The sequence below is a fragment of the Nisaea sediminum genome, from assembly GCF_014904705.1.
GTDB classification, from domain to species: Bacteria; Pseudomonadota; Alphaproteobacteria; order Thalassobaculales; family Thalassobaculaceae; genus Nisaea; species Nisaea sediminum.
This window is the reverse complement of record NZ_JACZCQ010000015.1, coordinates 34,914-54,806: the sequence shown is the minus strand read 5'-3', so window position 1 is coordinate 54,806 and position 19,893 is coordinate 34,914. Positions and strand designations below refer to the sequence as shown.

Sequence of the window (19,893 nt, the reverse complement as noted above, 5' to 3'; positions counted from 1 at the left end):
GGTGGAGGACCCGGCCCGGCCGGTCCGCATGAGCGGACCGGCCGCTCTGGAGCGTTACAGTGCTAAGCTGAGGTGGTTGAGGAAGTCCTGATGAAAGTCGGGATCGATCCTCGAAAGCGATGCCTTCACATCGCGATACGGACTCCGCCGGTGATCGGCCTGCATGCGCATGTCTCCGATCTGCACGCCGTTCGCAAAAAGCGTCGAGCCGCCGTCGGCCTCCGGGTCGTCGATCTCGAGATTGTAGAAAAGCCCGTCGTAGAAGATCTCTTCGATCGAGACGATCTTCTCGGTTCCCTTTTCCGTCAGGACCTCGCCGCCGGTGACCAGATCCTGCGCCCGCAGCGGACCGAACGGCGTCAGCACGAGGTGACCGAAGCTCATGGTCAGTTCCCGGCCCGCACTCGTCTTCAGGCGAAACGCCTCGCCCCGGTGTGGCGCAACCGCGTTGGCGAGGACCGGCAGCGCTCGGCCGTCCGCACCGACCCGCACCTTGCGTCCGACCGAGATGTCTTCGATCTTCGCGGTCGTACCATCGTCCAGGGTCACAAGCGTGCCTGGCGCGACGCAATGATACACGAACCAGATCGGCTTGATGTAAGCGGTGCCGATTGTCTCCGGCGGCGTCTGGTCGGTACTGACGACAGCGGCGAAGCCGAGGGTGCCGTCGGCGAGCGTGGCCGGAAACTGGGCGGTCAGGAAGACGTTGCTCTCGGTCTGCCAGTTCAAGGCGCCGAAGACGATCGGATTGGTAGTAGCGGCTTCGTTCGTCGCCGGCAGGCGCCAGCTCAGCGTCTGACCGCTCACCGAGAAGCCATTGACGGCGTTGGTCAGGCCTTGCCCCATGAGCTTCTTGTAGCCGCCGTCGGTGCGCGTCAGCGTGAATTCCGGAAAGAAGTTCGTCCCGACCGTAAGCGGTGTGTCGACGTTCTGCGGAAAATTGACGTTCCCGACAAACGGGACGGCGTAGGTTGTGTCGTTGGTCCCCTGCCAGAACCAGTAATCGACATCGGCCTTGTTCTGACCGATCGGGCCGCGGCCGAGACCGATCTTGATGGCCGAGTTCCCGACATGCGCGGCTGTCTGCTTGGGCTGATCGACGGTGGGTTTCTCGAAACCGCCCAGCGCGTTCACGGTCGTCTGGTAGCTCTTGTGCTGCAGCGGCGCGCCGGGAACCACCTGATAGGAGTAGATGATATTGACCTTCACATCGTTCTGCATCGGCTGCGCGCCGGTTGCGTTGGTCATCAACGGCACCGTCGTCGCGCCGTCAAAACCCGCATTCTGCCCGCTGGCCAGAACCTTGTTGTTTTCTGTCGGGGCGATCACCTGAATTACGCTGTAGGCGGACGAAACACCGCCGACGAAGGTGACAAACCCCGTCGATGTAGCGTATCCGCCGCTTGACGTCTTTCCGACGCCGCCATCGACCGCACCGCTTTCCCAGCCGTCATCGTCCAGCGCTTTCATCGTCGCGGTCGGTGCAGTGGCCTTCTTCTCCGCAGCCGCGAGTTCCTTCGGGTCGAGTTCGTGCTGCTCCTGCAATTTCCTGTGAAGTCCGGGTGCTCGTTCCGGCCCGAGGCCCGCCCGGGCGTAGCTGTCCTGCAGGAACTCAAGGACCGCCCCATCCGTCACATCGAGCGCGACCTGCTCGCGTTCGGGACTCTTTGCTAGGACTCTGTCTATTGCGCTCGCCATGCTTTCCTCCCTGGATCCGTCCCGCGGACGGGATGTCCGCTCGTACTGCAATTAATACAATTATTCATTGCATACATGACGACACACATACAGCCGGTGAACTTGCATTTTTTTGAAAACAGGAATGAAGCAGAGAAAGAGGGAAAGGCCGGAACTCAATCGTATGACATTAATATTTAATGGGTTTTGAATTTTTAGTTTACTTTCAATTGCATACAAAATTACGACAGTAAATCCGCGCTTCGGATGACGTCAACCGACAAACTCTGTGACTACAGTCGCATGCGGCTTCACCTATTTTTTAAAAATAACAATTATTGATTGTTCGAAAAGATTACGATCCGACCTGCCTGCGCGAGCCGGTTGCGGGGGCAATCAAGATCCGGATTGCAGACAGGACCGAACTCGCGGCACCGATGAGCTGTGAGGTAATCCGCGCACGCGGCCGCTTGGTGTCATCAGCAAAACCTTGATGCGGTTCGCCGTCGATTGGTAATTACCCCGGTCGTCTCGGCCTGCTACCGAACGGACTTGCATTGACCCTAAACCAGCCCTGACAATCCTCATCGCGCACGAGCGCATATCCCAATCTAATGCGGCCGGGGAAGACATCCGCGGCTCCGGAGAGATGAACCACATTGCGCCGTTTCTTGTGTCCCAGCTGCGGAAATGAAGTTCATTTCAGCAATAGCCAATGCGTATGGTGTTCGTCCCTGCTGGGGTATCTGCCGCCGGAAGACCGCATTCTGGCACTACCTCTCGACAACGATGGAGCCGCCGGCGCCAGGCCCTGCGCAAACCGCGACCTGATCGGCTGCAACTGGCTTTCCGAGAGTGACGATCACGAGCTCTGCCTCAGCTGCCGCCATACAACACTGATACCGGATCTTTCCGTCGAGATGAACGTCTCCCGTTGGTCCCGGCTGGAACGTTCCAAGCGGCGTCTGTTCTACGCGATGATCAAGTTCAAACTGCCGATGGAGAGCGGACCGGAAGGATCATCCGGATCTCTGCACTTCGCGTTCCTCAACGACGAGATCGGCCCCGACGGCACGGCCGAGCGGATCATGACCGGGCATGCGAACGGCCGCATCACGATCAATATCGCCGAGGCGGACGATATCGTCCGCGAGCAAACCCGGGCCGAGATGGACGAGCCCTACAGGACAGTGCTCGGCCATTTCCGGCATGAGCTCGGGCATTATTACTGGACCAAGCTGATCGGGGAGAAACCCGCGACCGAGGCGTTCCGCGCCTGTTTCGGGGACGAGAGCAACGACTATGCGGAAGCACTAAAGGCCCATTACGTCAACGGTCCGATGCCGGGATGGCAGATCTCCTATGTGAGCGCCTACGCAGCGGCCCATCCATGGGAGGATTTCGCCGAGACCTGGGCGCATTACTTCCACATGGTCGACGGACTGGAAACGGCTTACGCCTACGGGATCAACCCGCAGCCGCTCCGTGCAGACGAGCCGCCACTGGTCCAGCTCGAGGATCCCTTTCATGTCGCGGAGGTCCAGGAACTGATCGATCACTGGGTTCCGCTCACCGTGGCAATGAACGCGATGAACCGCTCGCTCGGCAACCAGGACTATTATCCATTCGTGCTGACGCCGGCGATTCTCGAGAAGCTGAAATTCGTCCATGAGCTGATCTCGGCGAACAGGGCCACGCCCGCCGCCTGAAAACCCTGTGAAATTGGGCGGCGCCTCACGGGCCTGGCGGACGTCGCAGGTCGAGCGTGAACGGAAATTCCGGATGCGGCCTGTCCACCTGCGGCTCGTAGTGCCCCGGGCTGTGGCTGTGCGCCTCGAATCGCGCCAGCCGCCGCGCCTCGGCTTCGTGACCGTTCACGGGGAAGGTCTCGTAGTTCCGCCCACCGGGATGGGCCACATGGTACTTGCAGCCCCCGAGCGCCCGCCCCGTCCAGGTGTCGTAGATGTCGAAGACCAGCGGCGCGTCGACCGGCAGCACCGGATGCATCGCACTCGCCGGCTGCCAGGCCTTGTAGCGCACGCCTCCCACACCGACACCGTTCTCCGCCGTCTTCTGTAAAGGCACCGCGCGGCCGTTGCAGACCACCCGGTAGCGTGAGGCATCGGCAGCGGTGAGCTTGACCTGCAGCCGCTCGGTGGAGCTGTCTGTATAGCGCACGGTGCCGCCGATCGCCCCGGTTTCGCCCAGCACCAGCCACGGCTCCAGCGCCTGCCGGATTTCCAGGTCCACGCCCTCGTAACTGACCTCGCCGCAGAACGGGAAGCGGAACTCGGCCTGGGCCTCGTACCATTCGGACCGGAGCGGGAAGCCGTGGTCCGCCAGGTCGCCGAGGACCTCGCCAAAATCCTCCCAGACGAAATGCGGCAGCATGAAGCGGTCATGCAAGGTCGTGCCCCAGCGGACCGGATTGCCCTCGAGCGGGACCGCCCATAGCCGGGCGATGATGGCGCGGATCAAGAGCTGCTGCGCCAGGCTCATGCGCGGGTTCGGCGGCATCTCGAAACCGCGGAACTCGATTAGACCGAGGCGCCCGGTCGGACCGTCGGGCGAATACATCTTGTCGATGCAGATTTCGGCCCGGTGCGTATTGCCGGTCACGTCCGTCAGAATGTTGCGTAGCAGCCGGTCGGTGAGCCAGGGCACCACCCGCTCCGCCTCCTCCGCCTTCGGGATCTGCGCAAGGGCGATCTCGAGCTCGTAGAGGCTGTCATGACGCGCCTCGTCGACCCGCGGTGCCTGGCTGGTCGGGCCGATGAAGAGGCCGGAGAAGAGATAGGACAGGCTCGGATGACGCTGCCAGTAGAGGATGATGCTCTTCAGCAGATCGGGGCGGCGGATGAAGGGGCTATCGAGCGGCGTCGCCCCGCCGACGACCACGTGGTTGCCGCCACCGGTGCCGGTATGCCTGCCGTCGATCATGAACTTGTCGGCGCCGAGCCGGGTCTGCCGCGCGGCCTCGTAAACAGCCTCGGTGATCGCGACGCACTCGTCCCAGCTTGACGCGGGATGGATGTTCACCTCGATCACGCCCGGATCGGGAGCGACGCGGATCACGTTGAGGCGCGGATCGTGCGGCGGGGCATAGCCTTCGATATGCACCGCAACCCCCAGCGATTTCGCGGCCTTCTCCGCCGCGGCGATCAACTCGAGATAATCTTCGAGTTCCTCCACCGGCGGCATGAAGATACAGAGCCTGCCATCGCGCAGCTCGATCGAAAGCGCCGTACGCACGGCGCCCGACAAATCGCCAACCTCCTGCTCGACACGTTCCTGCACCGGTTCGGCAGCGACGAAAGACGCCCGCATCTGCTCGCGCTCCGCCGGATCGGGCAAAGGCCCCCGCGGCATGGAGGGATCCATCGGATAGACATAGGGATAATCCGCCGCCGGCACGTGCGGCAGGGTGCCGAGCGGCAGACGGTAGCCGACCGGACTGTCGCCCGGCACAAGGTAAATCGTGCCGCGCCGTGTCTTCCATTTCTCCGAGCGCCATTTCGTGCCGGTCGCCTTCGACTGCCAGCGCTGGACAGGCAGGACATAGCCGGACGGCTTTGTCAGCCCGCGGGAGAATACCCGGGCAATGCGGTTGCGTTCCTCGGGATCCTCCAGCTTGGAATCCTGCGGCGTGACGTTCTCCGGAAGATTGCCTTCCTTCACGACCCAGAGCGCCGGATCCTCGTAAGCCGGCACCACGAACTCCTCCGCCACGCCGAGCTCTTCGGCGATCCCCTGCAGCAGGGCCTCCGCCTGCTCCGGCTTCGCGCCGGTCTCTGTGCCTTCCTCGGCAATCAATCCCGCGTCCGACCAGACCGGCTTGCCGTCGCGCCGCCAGTAGAGCGAGAAGGTCCAGCGTGGAAGGGTCTCTCCGGGATACCATTTGCCCTGGCCGTAATGCAGGAACCCGTTTGGCGCGAACTCGTCGCGCAGGCGGCGGATCAGACTGTCGGCCAGCGCGCGCTTGGTCGGACCGACGGCCGAGGTGTTCCACTCGTCGGACTCGAAATCGTCGATCGACACGAAGGTCGGCTCGCCGCCCATGGTCAAACGCACGTCGCCCGCCTTGAGCGCGGCATCGACCGATTTGCCAAGCGCGTCAAGTGCCGCCCAGGACTCGTCCGAGAACGGCTTGGTGATCCGCGGGTGCTCCGCCACCCGGCTGACCTGCATGTCGAAGGCGAAATCGACATTGGCCGCGCTCGCCATGCCGGTGATCGGCGCGGCGTTGCGGTAATGCGGGGTGGCGGCCAGCGGGATATGGCTCTCACCGGTCAGAAGCCCCGACGTCGGATCGAGGCCGATCCATCCGGCGCCGGGGATATAGGCCTCGGCCCAGGCATGCAGGTCGGTGAAGTCCTTGTCCGTCCCGGCGGGCCCGTCGAGCGAGACCAGGTCGGGCTTGAGCTGGATCAGGTAGCCGGAGACGAAGCGCGCCGCAAAGCCGAGGTTGCGCAGGATCTGCACCAGAAGCCAGCTGGTATCCCGGCAGGACCCCTTGCAGACGCCCAGCGTCTCTTCGGGCGTCTGCACCCCCGGCTCCATCCGGATCACGTAGTCGATTTCCTGAGACAGCCGGGTGTTCAGCCCAACCGCCAGGTCGACGGTGCCTGTCTCATTCCGGTCTATCGTATCGAGGAACGTCTGCAGGAGCGGTCCGACCGGCTCCGGCGTCCGGTAGATGACCAGATCCGGCTCGATATCCTCACCATAGGCGAAGGGCCATTTTTCGGCAGTTTCCTCGACGAAGAAGTCGAAGGGATTGTAGACGGTCATGTCGGCGGTCAGGTCGACCTCGATCTTCAGCTCGGTGACCGGTTCGGGAAAAACGAAGCGGGCAAGCCAGTTGCCGTAGGGATCCTGCTGGTGGTTCACGAAATGACCGGACGGACTGACCTTCAGCGCGTGCGAGATCACCCGCGTCCGGCTGTGTGGGGCGGGCCGAAGCCGAATGATCTGCGGACCGAGCACCACCGGACGGTCGTATTTGTAGTGTGTCAGATGATAAATGGCGGCTTTGATCGACATATTTTCCCTCAGGCACACTCACGACGATGGACGGAACCGGCCCGGTCTTGTTCCTCCGAAGCGGCCGTCCCACCATCTTACCGACCGGTATTCCCGGCACCAGTGCGCCCGGGCCTGTCGAGCCGATTTTTTCCCAACCATATGCATGGTTGCGAAAATCGTAATGTCTTTGACAGGCAAAGCGAGGGATTTCGACGCGGGATAGCGTTTGCCGCTGAATCTGGGCGAAGCCGCACGATAGGGAGAAGCTCGGTTACCGACCGCCGCCGGATCCGAACCGCGCCACAACCGATCGAAAGCGATTATTGCCGACAGGTTTGCGGTTGACTGAAGAAGTTCCGGGACCAGCCTAAGCTGTTTCTCCCATCGCCGGCGGATGGCCGAGATCGCCCGGAAGCGGTTCCGGCGGTGCGTCGGCCGCGGATGCATCTTCCGCTTCGTCCTCGTCTTCACCCGACCCCAGGGACAAGGGCTCAAGGTCGTTGCGCATCCACCAGTACCAGAAACCTTGTTCGCGCATCCATTTCTCGAGGCGAGTGAGGTCGGTCCACTCCCTCGGAAGGCCGCGCGCGCTGTAAACCCGGGCTAGTTGGGTGTCGACATAGACCAGAACGCCCCAGGCGAACGGGTGCTTGGACTGATCGCCGAAGCCACCGCCCTGTTGCTGGCGATAGGCACGGTAAACGACGGCATATTCGCCGAGGCGACCTTCTGCCCGCAGGACGGGGATATCCGCCTGGGTGATCGTGGTCGTTACACCGAGAGCGACATCTTGAAGCATAGTGTTGACTTTCGATTTATCCGGCCACATCATTCGCCATGTTGTACATCATGATAAATGGTGTCGAGGATTGATGCCACGCATTTTTTCACCGAGATCAATTGCGGCAGAGCGTACGGCGCCCGGCGGCGCCGACAAATCAATCCCCCCTCTCGAAACAGGATCAGACTCATGACCAGGAAAGTTGCCCCGATCCCCAAAGGCTACCGGACCGTTACGCCCCAGCTCGTCGTGCGCAACGCGCAAGCCGCGCTCGCCTACTACGAAGACGTCCTCGGCGCGATCGTGCTGTCCCGCACCGTCGCCGAGGATACCGGCCTCGTGCTGCAGGCCGAACTGAAGATCGGCACTTCCGTCATCCGGGTGATGGACGAAATGCCTGCCTTCGGCATCTTCTCCCCGCTCGGCTTCGGCGGCACCGCCGTCGGCATGCATCTCTATCTCGCCGATGCGGACGAGATCTGGCAGCGGGCGGTCGCCGCTGGCTCCGGGATTCTCGTCCCGTTGGCCGATATGCCCTGGGGCGAGCGTTATGGTAAGCTCATCGATCCGTTCGGCCACGTGTGGAGCGTGTCGCGCCGGATCGCGCAGATTCCGGCCTCCGGTTCCGTGGAGAAGACTTCGCAGACGACCGGTTTTTCCGTCCACGAACCGCGCGCCGACAACGTCGATCAGACGTTCGAGCAGGTGATGACCCAGCAGCCTCAGGCCCTCGGGGCGGATACGCAGGCCGCCTGATCCAAAAAAGCATCCGGCATGCGCGGAGTGCGCACCGCCGGACATCGAAAATTACCGAGTTTCTTCATCCAGGAGAACGACCATGACCAGCAACAAGTCTCTCAACGATCGCCGGATCGCCGCAACACCGCGTGGCGTCGGCGTCGGGACGGCGATTTATGCCGACCGTGCCGAAAACGCCGAAATCTGGGACGTTGAAGGTCGACGCTTCATCGATTTTGCGGGTGGCATCGCCGTGCTCAACACGGGCCACCGCAACCCCATCGTCATGGAGCGGGTAAACGAGCAGCTCGCCCGCTTTACGCACACTTGCTACCAGGTCGTTCCCTACACCGCCTATGTCGAGTTGGCGGAGCGTCTCAACGAACTCGCTCCCGGCAAAAGCCCGAAGAAGACGCTCTTCGTGACGACCGGTGCGGAAGCCGTGGAGAACGCGGTCAAGATCGCCCGCGCCCATACCGGACGCCCGGGCGTGATCGCCTTCAGCGGCGGCTTTCACGGCCGGACCCACATGACCATGGGCCTGACCGGCAAGGTCGTTCCCTACAAGAAGGGGTTCGGTCCCTTCCCGGGCGAGATCTATCACCTGCCGTTCCCGATGCCGCCGCACGGCGTCACCGTCGAGGACACCTTCGATGCGATGGACCGCCTCTTCAAGGCGGACATCGATCCGTCGCGCGTCGCGGCCATCATTATCGAGCCGGTGCAGGGCGAAGGCGGCTTCTACATCGCGCCGAAGGAACTGATCCAGCGGTTGCGCGAGGTGTGCGACGCCCATGGCATCGTCCTGATCGCCGACGAGATCCAGACCGGGTTCGGGCGGACCGGCAAGCTCTTCGCGATCGAGCATTCCGGCGTCGAGCCTGACCTGATCACCACCGCGAAGAGCCTCGCCGGCGGCTTCCCGCTCGCGGGCGTGATCGGCAAGGCCGAAATCATGGATGCGCCGGAGCCCGGCGGTCTCGGCGGCACTTACGGCGGCAGCCCGGTCGGCTGCGCCGCGGCGCTCGGCGTTCTCGAGGCCATCGAAAAAGGCAAATTGCTGGAACGCAGCACCGAGATCGGCAAGCGCATCACCGGGCGGATCAATCGCATTGCCGAGCGCAATGACGTGCTCCCGATCGGAGATATCCGCAATCTCGGCGGGATGATCGCGTTCGAGCTGGTGAAATCGCGGGGTGGCAACGAGCCGGACGCGGATGCCGCGAAGGCGCTCTGCGCCCGTGCGCTCGACAACGGACTCGTTCTGCTGTCCTGCGGAGTCTACGGCAACACGATCCGCATTCTGGTTCCGCTAACCGCGGAAGACAGGCTGATCGACGAGGGTATGGACATGATCGAGAAGTCCCTCACCGAGCTGTCGGCGGGTCGTGCCGCCGCCGAATAGCGGCGGTCCGGCTTTCCGACGGCATGGACTATGGTGAGGAGAATCCGTTGCCATGAAACCACTGCTGGTAAATGCTCGATTTTAATTAAAAGCCGGAGCTTGGACATATGACACCGTTCGCCATCGCCGGCGTCCAGATGCATGTTGCCGCGACACATGAAAACGTGTCTGCGATGACTCACAAGGTCGACCTCGCGATGGCGCGGTTCCCTTGGGTGCAGATGCTGCTGTTCAGCGAGCTTGCGCCGTACGGGCCGCTGCCCTCGAACCATCCGGCCGACCTGGATGCCGTGCTCTGGTCCTTCCAGGAAAAGGCGCGGGAACACAATATCTGGATCATTCCAGGGTCGCTCTTCGTCCATGACGGAGAACGGCTTTACAATGAATCCGTTGTGATCAACCCGCACGGGGAAATCGTCGGACGGTACCGGAAGATGTTCCCCTTCGCGCCCTATGAGCACGGCGTGACCGGCGGCGACCAGTTCCTGGTCTTCGACGTTCCGGACGTCGGTCGCTTCGGCCTGTCGATCTGCTACGATATCTGGTTCCCGGAAACCACCCGGCAGCTGGCCTCCATGGGGGCGGAGGTCCTGCTGCACCCGGTGCTGACCGGGACCATCGACCGCGATATCGAGCTGTCCATCGCACGCTCCACCGCCGCGATGTTCCAATGTTATGTATTTGATATCAATGGACTTGGAGCCGGTGGAACCGGACGGTCCTGCGTCGTGGGGCCGTCGGGAAACGTGATCTACCAGGCCGCAGGCCAGGAAGAGATCATACCGATCGAGGTCGATCTCGACATGGTCAGACGGCAGCGCGCGACGGGATTGCGCGGTCTCGGACAGACCCTGAAAAGTTTCCGCGACCGGAACAGCAATTTCCCGGTCTATACCGACCATTTCGACAATCGTTACCTCAATAGTCTCGGTCCGCTGTCGATGCCGGCGCAGGGGACCCGGGACGGCATCGGCGTGCCCGCGCCATCCAGTTTCTTTGAGGCACCGGGTCAGGAGAATGAATACCCACCGGCCAACGAATTAAAAACTCTAACAAAGTAAGGGGCGGCACAGATCGTGTCCGATAGCACATGGCAAAAGCGAAGGCGGTCACAGCAAAACACTCACTTAGCCAGTACTACAACGCTTCCTCGTTCCGAGCGGACACCTGGAACAAACTGAAGAATCTCTGCCAGCGGCTCGCCGAAGGCCGCGGACGCGAAAAAGATGTCGAGCAGGTCGGGGAACTGCTCCACCTGCTGGCCCCGATGGAAGAGTATTTCGCCTTCCCGGGGCGCCATGCCTTCAATCAGATCTCGGGCCTGCTCCAGGAGGAGGATTTCGAGACGCTGTTCGCTCTCGTCCGGCAGATTGTCGGCTCCCTGATGAGCGAGAGCTACCGGCGAAAGCACGTCAATCTCTCCGCCCAACTCGATCCCGCATCGGATGACGAGGAGGACGAGGAACCGGAAGAGCGGGCCCGCCGCCGGCCCTATTTCGAAGTCCTGATCGTCGACGACCTGAGCCCCGGGCAGCAGCGCCAACAGCGCCAGGATCTCATCGACCTGCGCCGTGACGAGGACAGCTTCACCTACGAGCCGGTCTTCGTGCACAGCTTCGAGGACGCACTGATCGCCATCCTGTTCAACCAGGCGATCCAGTCGGTCGTGATCCGCTTCGGCTTCCGCCTGCACTCCAACCACAACATGCCCGTCCTGCAGCGGATCCTGAACTCGGCGCAGATCGGCGATATCGACGATCTCGAACCGCAGGATTACGGCGTCGTCTTAGCCGACGTGATCCATAGCGTCCGACCGGAACTCGATCTCTTCCTGGTCACCGATCAGGCGGTCGAGGATATCGCCGGGCGGGTCGGCGAGGCCTGCCGCCGGGTGTTCTACAACCGCGAAGATTTCCTGGAGCTGCACACCAATATCCTGCGCGGCATCGACGCGCGCTACCAGACGCCCTTCTTTACTGCTCTGAAACACTACTCGCAGCAGCCGACCGGCGTGTTCCACGCGCTGCCGATTTCCCGCGGCAAATCGATCGTCAAGTCCCACTGGATCAAGGACATGGGCGAATTCTACGGCATGAACATCTTCATGGCGGAAACCTCCGCGACCTCGGGCGGCCTGGATTCTCTGCTTGAGCCGCATGGGCCAATCAAGAAGGCCCAGGAGCTGGCATCGAGAGCCTTCGGTTCACGCCAAACTTACTTCGCGACCAACGGGACCTCGACTTGCAACAAGATTGTCGTCCAGGCGCTCGTCCGCCCCGGCGACATCGTTCTGGTCGACCGCGACTGCCACAAGTCCCATCACTACGGAATGGTTCTGACCGGCGCAGAAGTGATCTATCTCGACTCCTATCCGCTGCACCAATACTCGATGTACGGCGCGGTTCCGCTCCGGGAAATCAAGAAGACCCTGCTGGAGCTTCGCGCGGCCGGCAAGCTGGACCGGGTGAAAATGCTGCTGCTGACGAACTGCACGTTCGACGGCATCATCTACAATGTCGAGCGCTTCATGGAGGAATGTCTGGCGATCAAGCCGGACCTCGTCTTCCTCTGGGACGAGGCCTGGTTCGGTTTTGCCCGCTTTGGGCCGACCTACCGGACACGCACCGGCATGCATGCCGCCGAGACGCTGCGCAAGAAATACCGCTCGGCCGAGTACCGCAAGCTATACGCGACCAAGCAGAAGCAGCTCTCGAAGCTCGATCCGGACGATATCGGCGCGCACCTGTCCAAACATCTCTACCCCGACCCGGACAAGGTCCGCATCAGGGTCTACACCACCCAATCCACGCACAAGACGCTGACCTCCCTGCGTCAGGGATCGATGATCCATGTGCATGACCAGGATTTCAGCTCCAAGGTCGAGGAGCCGTTCCACGAAGCCTACATGACCCATACCTCGACCTCGCCGAACTACCAGATCCTGGCGTCTCTCGATGTCGGCCGCCGGCAGGTGGAACTGGAAGGTTTCGAGCTGGTCCAGAAGCAGGTCGAGCTCGCCATGGTGCTGCGCCAGCGGATCCGGATGCATCCGCTGCTGAACAAGCATTTCAAGGTGCTGACGGTCGGCGACATGGTTCCGGCATCACACCGGCAATCCGGTATCGAGAGCTATTACGATCCGGAGCGTGGCTGGAACGAGATCTGGGATGCCTGGGCGGGCGACGAGTTCTGTCTCGACGCGACCAGGGTCACGCTCTTCGTCGGCGGCACCGGGCTCGACGGGGACAGTTTCAAGAACGAGATCCTGATGGACAAGTTCGGGATCCAGATCAACAAGACCTCCCGCAACACCGTGCTGTTCATGACGAATATCGGCACGACGCGGAGCTCGATCGCCTATCTGATCGAGGTCCTGGTCAAGATCGCCAACGATCTCGAAGAGCAGTACGAGGACATGAACGGTCCGGAGCGGAAGGCGCATGAGCGCAAGATCCATTCGCTGACCCACGACCTGCCGCCGCTACCGGATTTCTCGAAGTTCCACGACGCCTTCCGGCCTGACAGGGAGGGATCGACGCCGGAAGGCGACATGCGGTCCGCCTACTTCCTCGCTTATGCGGAGGAGGAGTGTGAGTATCTCGGACTGACCGACGGGACCCTGGATGCCGCCATGAAGGGGGGGCGCGAGGTCGTCTCCGCGACCTTCGTCATTCCCTACCCGCCGGGATTCCCGATCCTCGTCCCCGGACAGGTCCTCAGCGCCGAGATCATCGAGTTCCTGCGCAAGCTGGACGTCAAGGAAATCCACGGATACCGCCCGGATCTGGGCCTGCGCGTGTTTACCGAGGAGGCGCTGGAGAAACGTCTTTAGGCCAGCGAACGCGCCATAGCACAACAAAACCAAAATGCATGAACAGGGATGCAGGGAGCTAATCAAATGGCAACCAAAACGACGAGCAAGAAAACGGCGGTGAAGACCGCCGCCAAGAAGCCGGCGCGCGCGAAGGCGCCGAAGAAGCACCTCAAGAACATCTCCGAGGTCCGGCGCTATTTCCACCGGAACGACGATCCGATCTTCTTTATCAGCGCCACCAACTTCAACCTGCTCGGGATCGACGAGTGGTGTAAAAATTTCCGGTATATCAATTATATAGACTGCTATGATGGGCGGCATCCGAATACCTTCGTTCCCACCGAACAGCCGCATCCGGAATTCGAGTCCATCGAGGACATCAACGCCTACCTGCTCGAGCACAAGGAAGTCATCGATTTCATCAAATCGAAGGGCGGCAAGCCCAAGGCTGTGTTCCTGATGTTCGACGAGCGGGTCGAGAAGATCTGCAAGCAACTCGGCATCGAGGTCTGGTTCCCGAAAGCCAAGCTGCGCGAGAAAATCGACCACAAGATCGAGACGGTTCGGATCGGCAACAAGGCCGGCGTGCCGAGCGTGCCCAACGTGCTTTCCGAAGTGAAGAGCTGGGAACATCTGCAGGACGTCGCCAAGCCGATCGGCAAGGATCTCGTCCTGCAATCCGCTTTCGGCGATTCCGGCCACACCACCTTCTTCATCAAGACCGAGGCCGATTTCCGCCGCCATGAGCACGAGATCGTGGGCAAGGGCGAAATCAAGATCATGAAACGGATCACTTGCCGCGGCTCCGCGATCGAGGCCTGCGCGACCAAGAAGGGAACGATCGTCGGCCCGCTGATGACCGAACTGGTCGGCTTCAAGGAGCTGACGCCCTATCGCGGCGGTTGGTGCGGCAACGAGATCTTTGCCGGCGCCTTCGACCAGAAGATCCGTGACGCGGCCCGCAAATATACCTTCGATTTCGGCAACCAGCTGGTCAAGGAAGGCTATCGCGGCTATTTCGAGCTCGACTTCCTGATCGACCAGGATACCGGCGAGATCTATCTCGGCGAATGCAACCCGCGCGTCACCGGCGCGAGTTCGATGACCAACCACGCGGCCTTCGCGCATGCCGACGCGCCGCTCTTCCTCTTCCATCTGCTGGAATTCTCCGGCGTCGATTTCGATCTCGACGTCGAGGAATTGAACAATCGCTGGGCCGATCCGGACAATATCGACGGCTGGTGCCAGATGGTGATCAAGCATACCGACGACAATGTCGATATCATCACGCAGGCGCCGGAGAGCGGGATCTGGAGAATGCTCCCGGACGGAACCGTCGAATATAACAGGTTCGACTACCACCGGCGCGCCGTGGAGAGCGAAATGGAGGCATTCTTCCTCCGCATTCAGGGGGTTGGCGATTTCCGCTACGAAGGTGCCGATCTCGGTATCCTGATCACGCGAGGTCGGGCGATGGACAATAAGTTCCGTTTGACGAAACATTCCAAGGCCTGGATCGACGGTATCAAGAACCAGTACAAGGCACGGCCGCTTCCGAGTGCTCTTCCCGCGGCATCGGATGCGCCTGCATTCAAGATCCTCTAAGAGAGTTACGTTTGGTACCCGACCTGAAAGAAGCCGTGCTGACGTTCCAGGCCGTGGCCGAGCCCACGGCGGGAGAACGTTGGCGCGCGCTTTTCGACTATCATTGGCCGGCTTACAGGAACTGGTTCCTGTCGGAGGGGATCGAGGCGCGGCAGACATATCTCGCGAGCCTGCGAGCGCTGAGGCATTACATGCCGGAGATCGTGCCGACCTACGAGAGACTCGTCGAACTTGCCGGCGGCGGCGACCTGGCGGCCAGGTTTCTCAGTTACTATTGCCCGCCGGCCTACCTCTCGGGCTGCTCCCAGGCGGTCTGGCCGGGCGACGAGCCGTTGCTCGTGCGCAACTACGACTATCCGCCGACCCTGGCGGACGGGGTCATCCTGGACAGCTGCTGGAACGGACGCCACGTGCTTGGCATGACCGACGGCCTGTTCGGCCTGGTCGACGGGATGAACGAGGACGGTCTCGCGGTCTCGCTGACGTTCGGCGGGCGCACCATCGTCGGGGACGGCTTCGGCGTTCCGATCATCATTCGCTATTTGCTCGAGTTCTGCTCGACGGCTGCGGACGCGGCCGAGGCGCTCAAGCGGATCCCGTGTCACATGTCGTACAATGTCACGGTCCTCGACAAGCACGGAGAGCATCTGACCGCATATCTGTCGCCGGATAGAAGCGCCATGATCACGGATTCGCCCGTCGCGACCAATCACCAGAAGCAGGTCGAATGGCACCGGCACGCGCGCGCCACGGCAACCGTCGAGCGCGAGCGCTATCTTCTGCAGCGCCTGACATTGCATCAGGAGCCCGCGGAAAAATTCATCGGGGCTTTCCAGAGGCCGCCGCTCTACTCGACGGCCTATGATCTCGGCTTCGGCACGCTCTATACGGCGGCTTACTGGCCCGCCAAGGGCAAGGTGGAATACCGGTGGCCAGGCGTGACCTGGAGGCATCGGGTCGGCGCACCGGACGAAAGCGTCCGCCACATCCAGTATCCTATGGGTGCGGCGCGCGCGTGAAGGTGCAACAATCGGGAGAAAAGTAATACGCTGATATGCTTATATGGTCCAAAGCAGCCCGCGAATTCGCAAAGAGGCTGGCTCATGGAGACTTTTCACACAAAGAAAACAGGGAGACTGTTATGAAAAAACTTCTCACACTTTCCGCCGCCGCTGTCCTTGCCGGGCAGGTACTGGCGGCGGGGCCGTCCTCGGCGGCCGACGAAAAATTCATCACCATCGGCACTGGCGGCCAGACCGGCGTTTATTTCGTCGTCGGCCAGTCGATCTGCAAGCTGGTGAACCGCAATACCGCCACGCACGGCATCAAGTGCACCGCTCCGTCGACGGGCGGCTCGATCGCCAACATCAACGCGATCAAAGCCGGCAATCAGGACATGGGCGTTGCCCAGTCGGACTGGCAGTACCATGCCTATCACGGTACCTCGAAGTTCGCGGATGACGGCGCCTTCGAGGATCTGCGCGCGGTCTTCTCGGTTCATGGCGAGCCGTTCACCGTCGTCGCCCGGAAGGATTCCGGTGCCACCGCCTTTGCGGACCTGAAGGGCAAGCGGGTCAATGTCGGCAACCCGGGCTCCGGCCAGCGGGCGACCATGGGCGTCGTGCTGGATGCGCTGGGCTGGAAGGAAGACGTCTTCGCGCTCGCCTCCGAGCTGAAGTCCTCCGAACAGGCCGCCGCGCTCGGCGACAACAAGGTCGATGCGATCGTGTTCACCGCGGGCCATCCGAACGGCTCGATCCAGGAAGCGACCACGACCACGGATGCGGTCCTGATCCCGGTGACCGGTCCCGAAATCGACAAACTGGTGGCCGACAATCCCTACTATGCGAAAGCCACGGTTCCGGGCGGCATGTACAAGGGCAACGACTCCGACGTCGAGACCTTCGGCGTGAAGGCGACCTTCGTCTCCTCGGCCAAGGTTCCGGAAGATGTCGTCTACCAGGTCGTCAAGGCGGTGTTCGACAATTTCGACCGCTTCAAGAAGCTGCACCCGGCCTTCGCGAATCTGAAGGAAACCGACATGATCTCCGGCGGGCTTTCCGCGCCGCTGCATGATGGTGCTGCGAAGTACTACAAGGAGAAAGGCTGGCTGAAATAGCCGTCCGTGAACGACAGAGCGTTCCTCCACCCGGGCGGTGGAGGAACGCTCTTTCTCACACCTGGTTGAAAGAGAGTCGGGCGACCGACCGTATCGGTCACGGAGGCGAAGCATGAGCCAGACCAACAACGAAAACGGCACCCCGTCGGGTCAGGTCGACCTGGATGAACTCGTCGCATCCAGCGACACGGGAGGCCGAAATCCCGGCCCCAAGACATCGGCTGTGCTCTATTGCATTGCTCTCGCATGGTCCCTCTTTCAGCTCTGGTTCGCGTCCCCGCTGCCGTTCGCACTCCATTTCGGCGTGTTCAATGACACGGAAGCGCGCTCCATCCATCTCGCCTTCGCGATCCTGCTTGCATTTCTCGCCTATCCGGCTTTCGCACGCTCTCCGCGCGATCACATCCCGATCATAGATATCGTCTTTGCCCTGCTGGGGGCGGCTTCCGCGTCCTACCTCTTCGTCTTCTACCGGGACATCGCGGACCGGGTCGGCGCGCCGATCCAGCAGGACATCGTCGTCGCCATAGTCGGCGTCCTGCTGCTGCTTGAGGCGACGCGCCGCGCGCTCGGACCCGCGCTTGCGATCGTTGCCACGATCTTTCTCGTTTACACGTTCCTCGGCCCTTACATGCCGGGCATCATCGCGCATAAGGGCAACTCGCTTGCCGAAGTGGTCAACCACCACTGGATCACCACCGAGGGCGTGTTCGGTATCGCACTCGGCGTCTCGACGAGTTTCGTCTTTCTTTTCGTGCTGTTCGGCGCCCTTCTCGATACGGCCGGGGCCGGAAACTACTTCATCCAGGTCGCGTTTTCCCTGATGGGCCACCTGCGGGGCGGTCCGGCGAAGGCCGCCGTCGTCGCCTCGGCAATGACCGGCCTCATCTCGGGCTCCTCGATCGCAAACGTGGTGACGACGGGCACCTTCACGATCCCGCTCATGAAACGTGTCGGTTTCTCCGCCGAAAAGGCCGGAGCGGTCGAGGTCGCATCTTCGGTCAACGGGCAGATCATGCCGCCGGTCATGGGCGCGGCTGCCTTCCTTATGGTCGAGTATGTCGGCATCCCCTATTTCGATGTCGTCAAACACGCCTTCCTGCCGGCCGTGATCAGCTACATCGCGCTGGTCTATATCGTGCACCTGGAAGCCATGAAGCTCGGCATGGAAGGCCTTCCGCGCGCCGTCGAGCCGAAGCCCTGGCTGCAGCGCCTGATCGGTTTCGTCTTCGGCGTCGCGGTTATCTCCGGCCTCTCTCTCGCGGTCTATTACGGTCTCGGCTGGATGCGCCCGGTTCTCGGAGGTTTCGCCACGGTCGTGATCGTCGCGCTTATCGGTGTGGTCTATGTCCTGCTGGTCCGCTTTGCGGCGAAGTTCCCCGATCTGAAGATGGACGATCCGAACGAACCGGTGGTACGTCTCCCCGAGCCGGCGCCGACCATCAAGTCCGGGCTGCATTTCCTGCTGCCGGTCATCGTGCTCGTCTGGTGTCTCATGGTCGAGCAGCTGTCTCCGGGCCTTTCGGCATTCTGGGGCTCCGTGCTGATGATGTTCATCCTCGTGACGCAGCGCCCGCTCTATGCCTATTTCCGAGGCCAGGAAGACATCGCCGGGCAGGTTCGCCGCGGCTGGAAGGAACTGCTGGACGGACTTGTGACCGGTGCCCGCAACATGATCGGCATCGGTATCGCGACGGCAACGGCCGGCATCATCGTCGGCGTGGTCAGCCAGACCGGCGTGGGCTCGGCCCTTGCCGATGTCGTCGAGGTGCTCTCGGGCGGCAATCTGCTGGCAATCCTGTTCCTGACCGCGATCCTCTCGCTGATCCTGGGCATGGGCCTGCCGACGACGGCCAACTACATCGTCGTTTCGGCACTGCTCGCCCCGGTTATCGTGACCCTCGGGGAGCAGAGCGGGCTGATCGTGCCGCTGATCGCGGTGCATCTGTTTGTGTTCTATTTCGGCATCATGGCCGACGTGACCCCGCCGGTCGGCCTTGCCTCCTTCGCGGCAGCCGCCGTCTCCGGCGGCGATCCGATCAAGACCGGCTTCGTGGCGTTCTTCTATTCCCTCAGAACCGCGGCGCTGCCGTTCCTCTTCATCTTCAATACCGAACTGCTGCTGATCGGCGTCGACTTCATCCACGGCCTGTTCATCTTCGTCGTCGCGACCGTGGCGATGCTGCTCTTCGCCGCAGGAACGCAAGGCTGGTTCTTCGCCAGGAACAAGGCTTGGGAGACGGCGCTGCTGCTTCTTCTGGCCTTCACCTTCTTCCGGCCCGGTTTCTGGATGGACATGATCTCTCCGCCGACGGTCGACCGTCCGGTCACGGAGCTCGCTCAGGCCTTCGCGGAAACCCCGGAAGGCGAGAAGATGCGTCTGCGCATAAACGGCGTGGACGAGGTCGGAAATCCGCGAAGCTGGGTGGTGCTGCTGCCTGTCAGCGGGGCCGCGACCGGCGAGGAACGCATCGCGGATGCCGGGCTGACCCTGCGTCAGGACGGCGACAAGGTGCTGATCGACGACGTCGCTTTCGGCTCCGCCGCCAAAGAGATGGGGCTCGACTGGGATCAGGAGATCGCGGTTGTGCTCCAGCCTGTGGACCAACCGTCAAAGTACCTGATGTACATCCCCGCGCTCATCCTGCTGGGGGGTCTGGTGATGATCCAGCGTCGGCGGGCACAAACGGATACGAACGGCCGCATGGCCGAGAATCAAGCCTAGGAGA

Annotated in this window: 12 protein-coding genes and 1 pseudogene; 10 read left to right on the top strand and 3 right to left on the bottom strand. The window is 61.9% G+C overall.

The features are described from left to right. Positions 1-54: 54 nt before the first annotated feature. Positions 55-1,698, bottom strand: a complete 1,644-nt coding sequence (locus IG122_RS22880; protein ID WP_193188885.1) for a Hint domain-containing protein — start codon at positions 1,696-1,698, stop codon at positions 55-57. 638 nt (positions 1,699-2,336) lie between these two features. On the opposite strand from IG122_RS22880, the pseudogene IG122_RS24235 reads away from it, so the two are divergent. Further along, positions 2,337-2,579: pseudogene (locus IG122_RS24235) on the top strand (zinc-ribbon domain-containing protein); the annotation flags it as partial. Positions 2,580-2,597: 18 nt separating this feature from the next. Next, positions 2,598-3,386: a zinc-binding metallopeptidase family protein gene (locus IG122_RS22875; RefSeq protein WP_226893882.1), complete on the top strand. Its 789-nt coding sequence runs from the start codon at positions 2,598-2,600 to the stop codon at positions 3,384-3,386. A 25-nt stretch (positions 3,387-3,411) separates the two neighbouring features. Here the strand turns inward: IG122_RS22875 and IG122_RS22870 are convergent, their stop codons facing one another. After that, positions 3,412-6,720, bottom strand: coding sequence for a transglutaminase family protein (locus IG122_RS22870; RefSeq protein ID WP_193188883.1), 3,309 nt, complete (start codon positions 6,718-6,720; stop codon positions 3,412-3,414). A 349-nt stretch (positions 6,721-7,069) separates the two neighbouring features. Next, positions 7,070-7,501 (bottom strand): hypothetical protein, encoded by a 432-nt coding sequence (locus IG122_RS22865; RefSeq protein ID WP_193188882.1) that lies wholly within the window; start codon positions 7,499-7,501, stop codon positions 7,070-7,072. A 171-nt stretch (positions 7,502-7,672) separates the two neighbouring features. Between IG122_RS22865 and IG122_RS22860 the strand changes: the two genes are divergently transcribed. From IG122_RS22860 to IG122_RS22825, 8 genes are all read left to right on the top strand, one after another. After that, positions 7,673-8,239, top strand: a complete 567-nt coding sequence (locus IG122_RS22860; protein WP_193188881.1) for a VOC family protein — start codon at positions 7,673-7,675, stop codon at positions 8,237-8,239. 82 nt (positions 8,240-8,321) lie between these two features. Further along, complete coding sequence (gabT, locus tag IG122_RS22855) at positions 8,322-9,626, top strand: 4-aminobutyrate--2-oxoglutarate transaminase (protein WP_193188880.1); 1,305 nt, start codon at positions 8,322-8,324, stop codon at positions 9,624-9,626. A 107-nt stretch (positions 9,627-9,733) separates the two neighbouring features. Then, positions 9,734-10,687, top strand: a complete 954-nt coding sequence (locus tag IG122_RS22850; RefSeq protein ID WP_193188879.1) for a carbon-nitrogen hydrolase family protein — start codon at positions 9,734-9,736, stop codon at positions 10,685-10,687. Positions 10,688-10,716: 29 nt separating this feature from the next. Further along, positions 10,717-13,458, top strand: a complete 2,742-nt coding sequence (locus IG122_RS22845; RefSeq protein WP_193188878.1) for an aminotransferase class I/II-fold pyridoxal phosphate-dependent enzyme — start codon at positions 10,717-10,719, stop codon at positions 13,456-13,458. Between the two features lie 66 nt (positions 13,459-13,524). Next, complete coding sequence (locus IG122_RS22840) at positions 13,525-15,045, top strand: biotin carboxylase (protein ID WP_193188877.1); 1,521 nt, start codon at positions 13,525-13,527, stop codon at positions 15,043-15,045. Positions 15,046-15,080: 35 nt separating this feature from the next. Continuing rightward, entirely contained in the window at positions 15,081-16,064 is a 984-nt protein-coding gene (locus tag IG122_RS22835) for a C45 family peptidase (protein ID WP_319024957.1), read from the top strand. A 122-nt stretch (positions 16,065-16,186) separates the two neighbouring features. Continuing rightward, positions 16,187-17,164 (top strand): TAXI family TRAP transporter solute-binding subunit, encoded by a 978-nt coding sequence (locus IG122_RS22830; RefSeq protein ID WP_193188876.1) that lies wholly within the window; start codon positions 16,187-16,189, stop codon positions 17,162-17,164. A 112-nt stretch (positions 17,165-17,276) separates the two neighbouring features. Further along, on the top strand, positions 17,277-19,889 hold the full coding sequence (locus tag IG122_RS22825; protein ID WP_193188875.1) for a TRAP transporter permease: 2,613 nt from the start codon (positions 17,277-17,279) through the stop codon (positions 19,887-19,889). Positions 19,890-19,893: the final 4 nt, after the last annotated feature.

Excerpts from the sequence above, each read along its gene's own strand:
- IG122_RS22880 (WP_193188885.1), bottom strand. The coding sequence starts at position 1,698 with ATGGCGAGCGCAATAGACAGAGTCCTAGCAAAGAGTCCCGAACGCGAG.
- IG122_RS22875 (WP_226893882.1), top strand. The coding sequence starts at position 2,598 with ATGAACGTCTCCCGTTGGTCCCGGCTGGAACGTTCCAAGCGGCGTCTG.
- IG122_RS22870 (WP_193188883.1), bottom strand. The coding sequence starts at position 6,720 with ATGTCGATCAAAGCCGCCATTTATCATCTGACACACTACAAATACGAC.
- IG122_RS22865 (WP_193188882.1), bottom strand. The coding sequence starts at position 7,501 with ATGCTTCAAGATGTCGCTCTCGGTGTAACGACCACGATCACCCAGGCG.
- IG122_RS22860 (WP_193188881.1), top strand. The coding sequence starts at position 7,673 with ATGACCAGGAAAGTTGCCCCGATCCCCAAAGGCTACCGGACCGTTACG.
- gabT (WP_193188880.1), top strand. The coding sequence starts at position 8,322 with ATGACCAGCAACAAGTCTCTCAACGATCGCCGGATCGCCGCAACACCG.
- IG122_RS22850 (WP_193188879.1), top strand. The coding sequence starts at position 9,734 with ATGACACCGTTCGCCATCGCCGGCGTCCAGATGCATGTTGCCGCGACA.
- IG122_RS22845 (WP_193188878.1), top strand. The coding sequence starts at position 10,717 with ATGGCAAAAGCGAAGGCGGTCACAGCAAAACACTCACTTAGCCAGTAC.
- IG122_RS22840 (WP_193188877.1), top strand. The coding sequence starts at position 13,525 with ATGGCAACCAAAACGACGAGCAAGAAAACGGCGGTGAAGACCGCCGCC.
- IG122_RS22830 (WP_193188876.1), top strand. The coding sequence starts at position 16,187 with ATGAAAAAACTTCTCACACTTTCCGCCGCCGCTGTCCTTGCCGGGCAG.
- IG122_RS22825 (WP_193188875.1), top strand. The coding sequence starts at position 17,277 with ATGAGCCAGACCAACAACGAAAACGGCACCCCGTCGGGTCAGGTCGAC.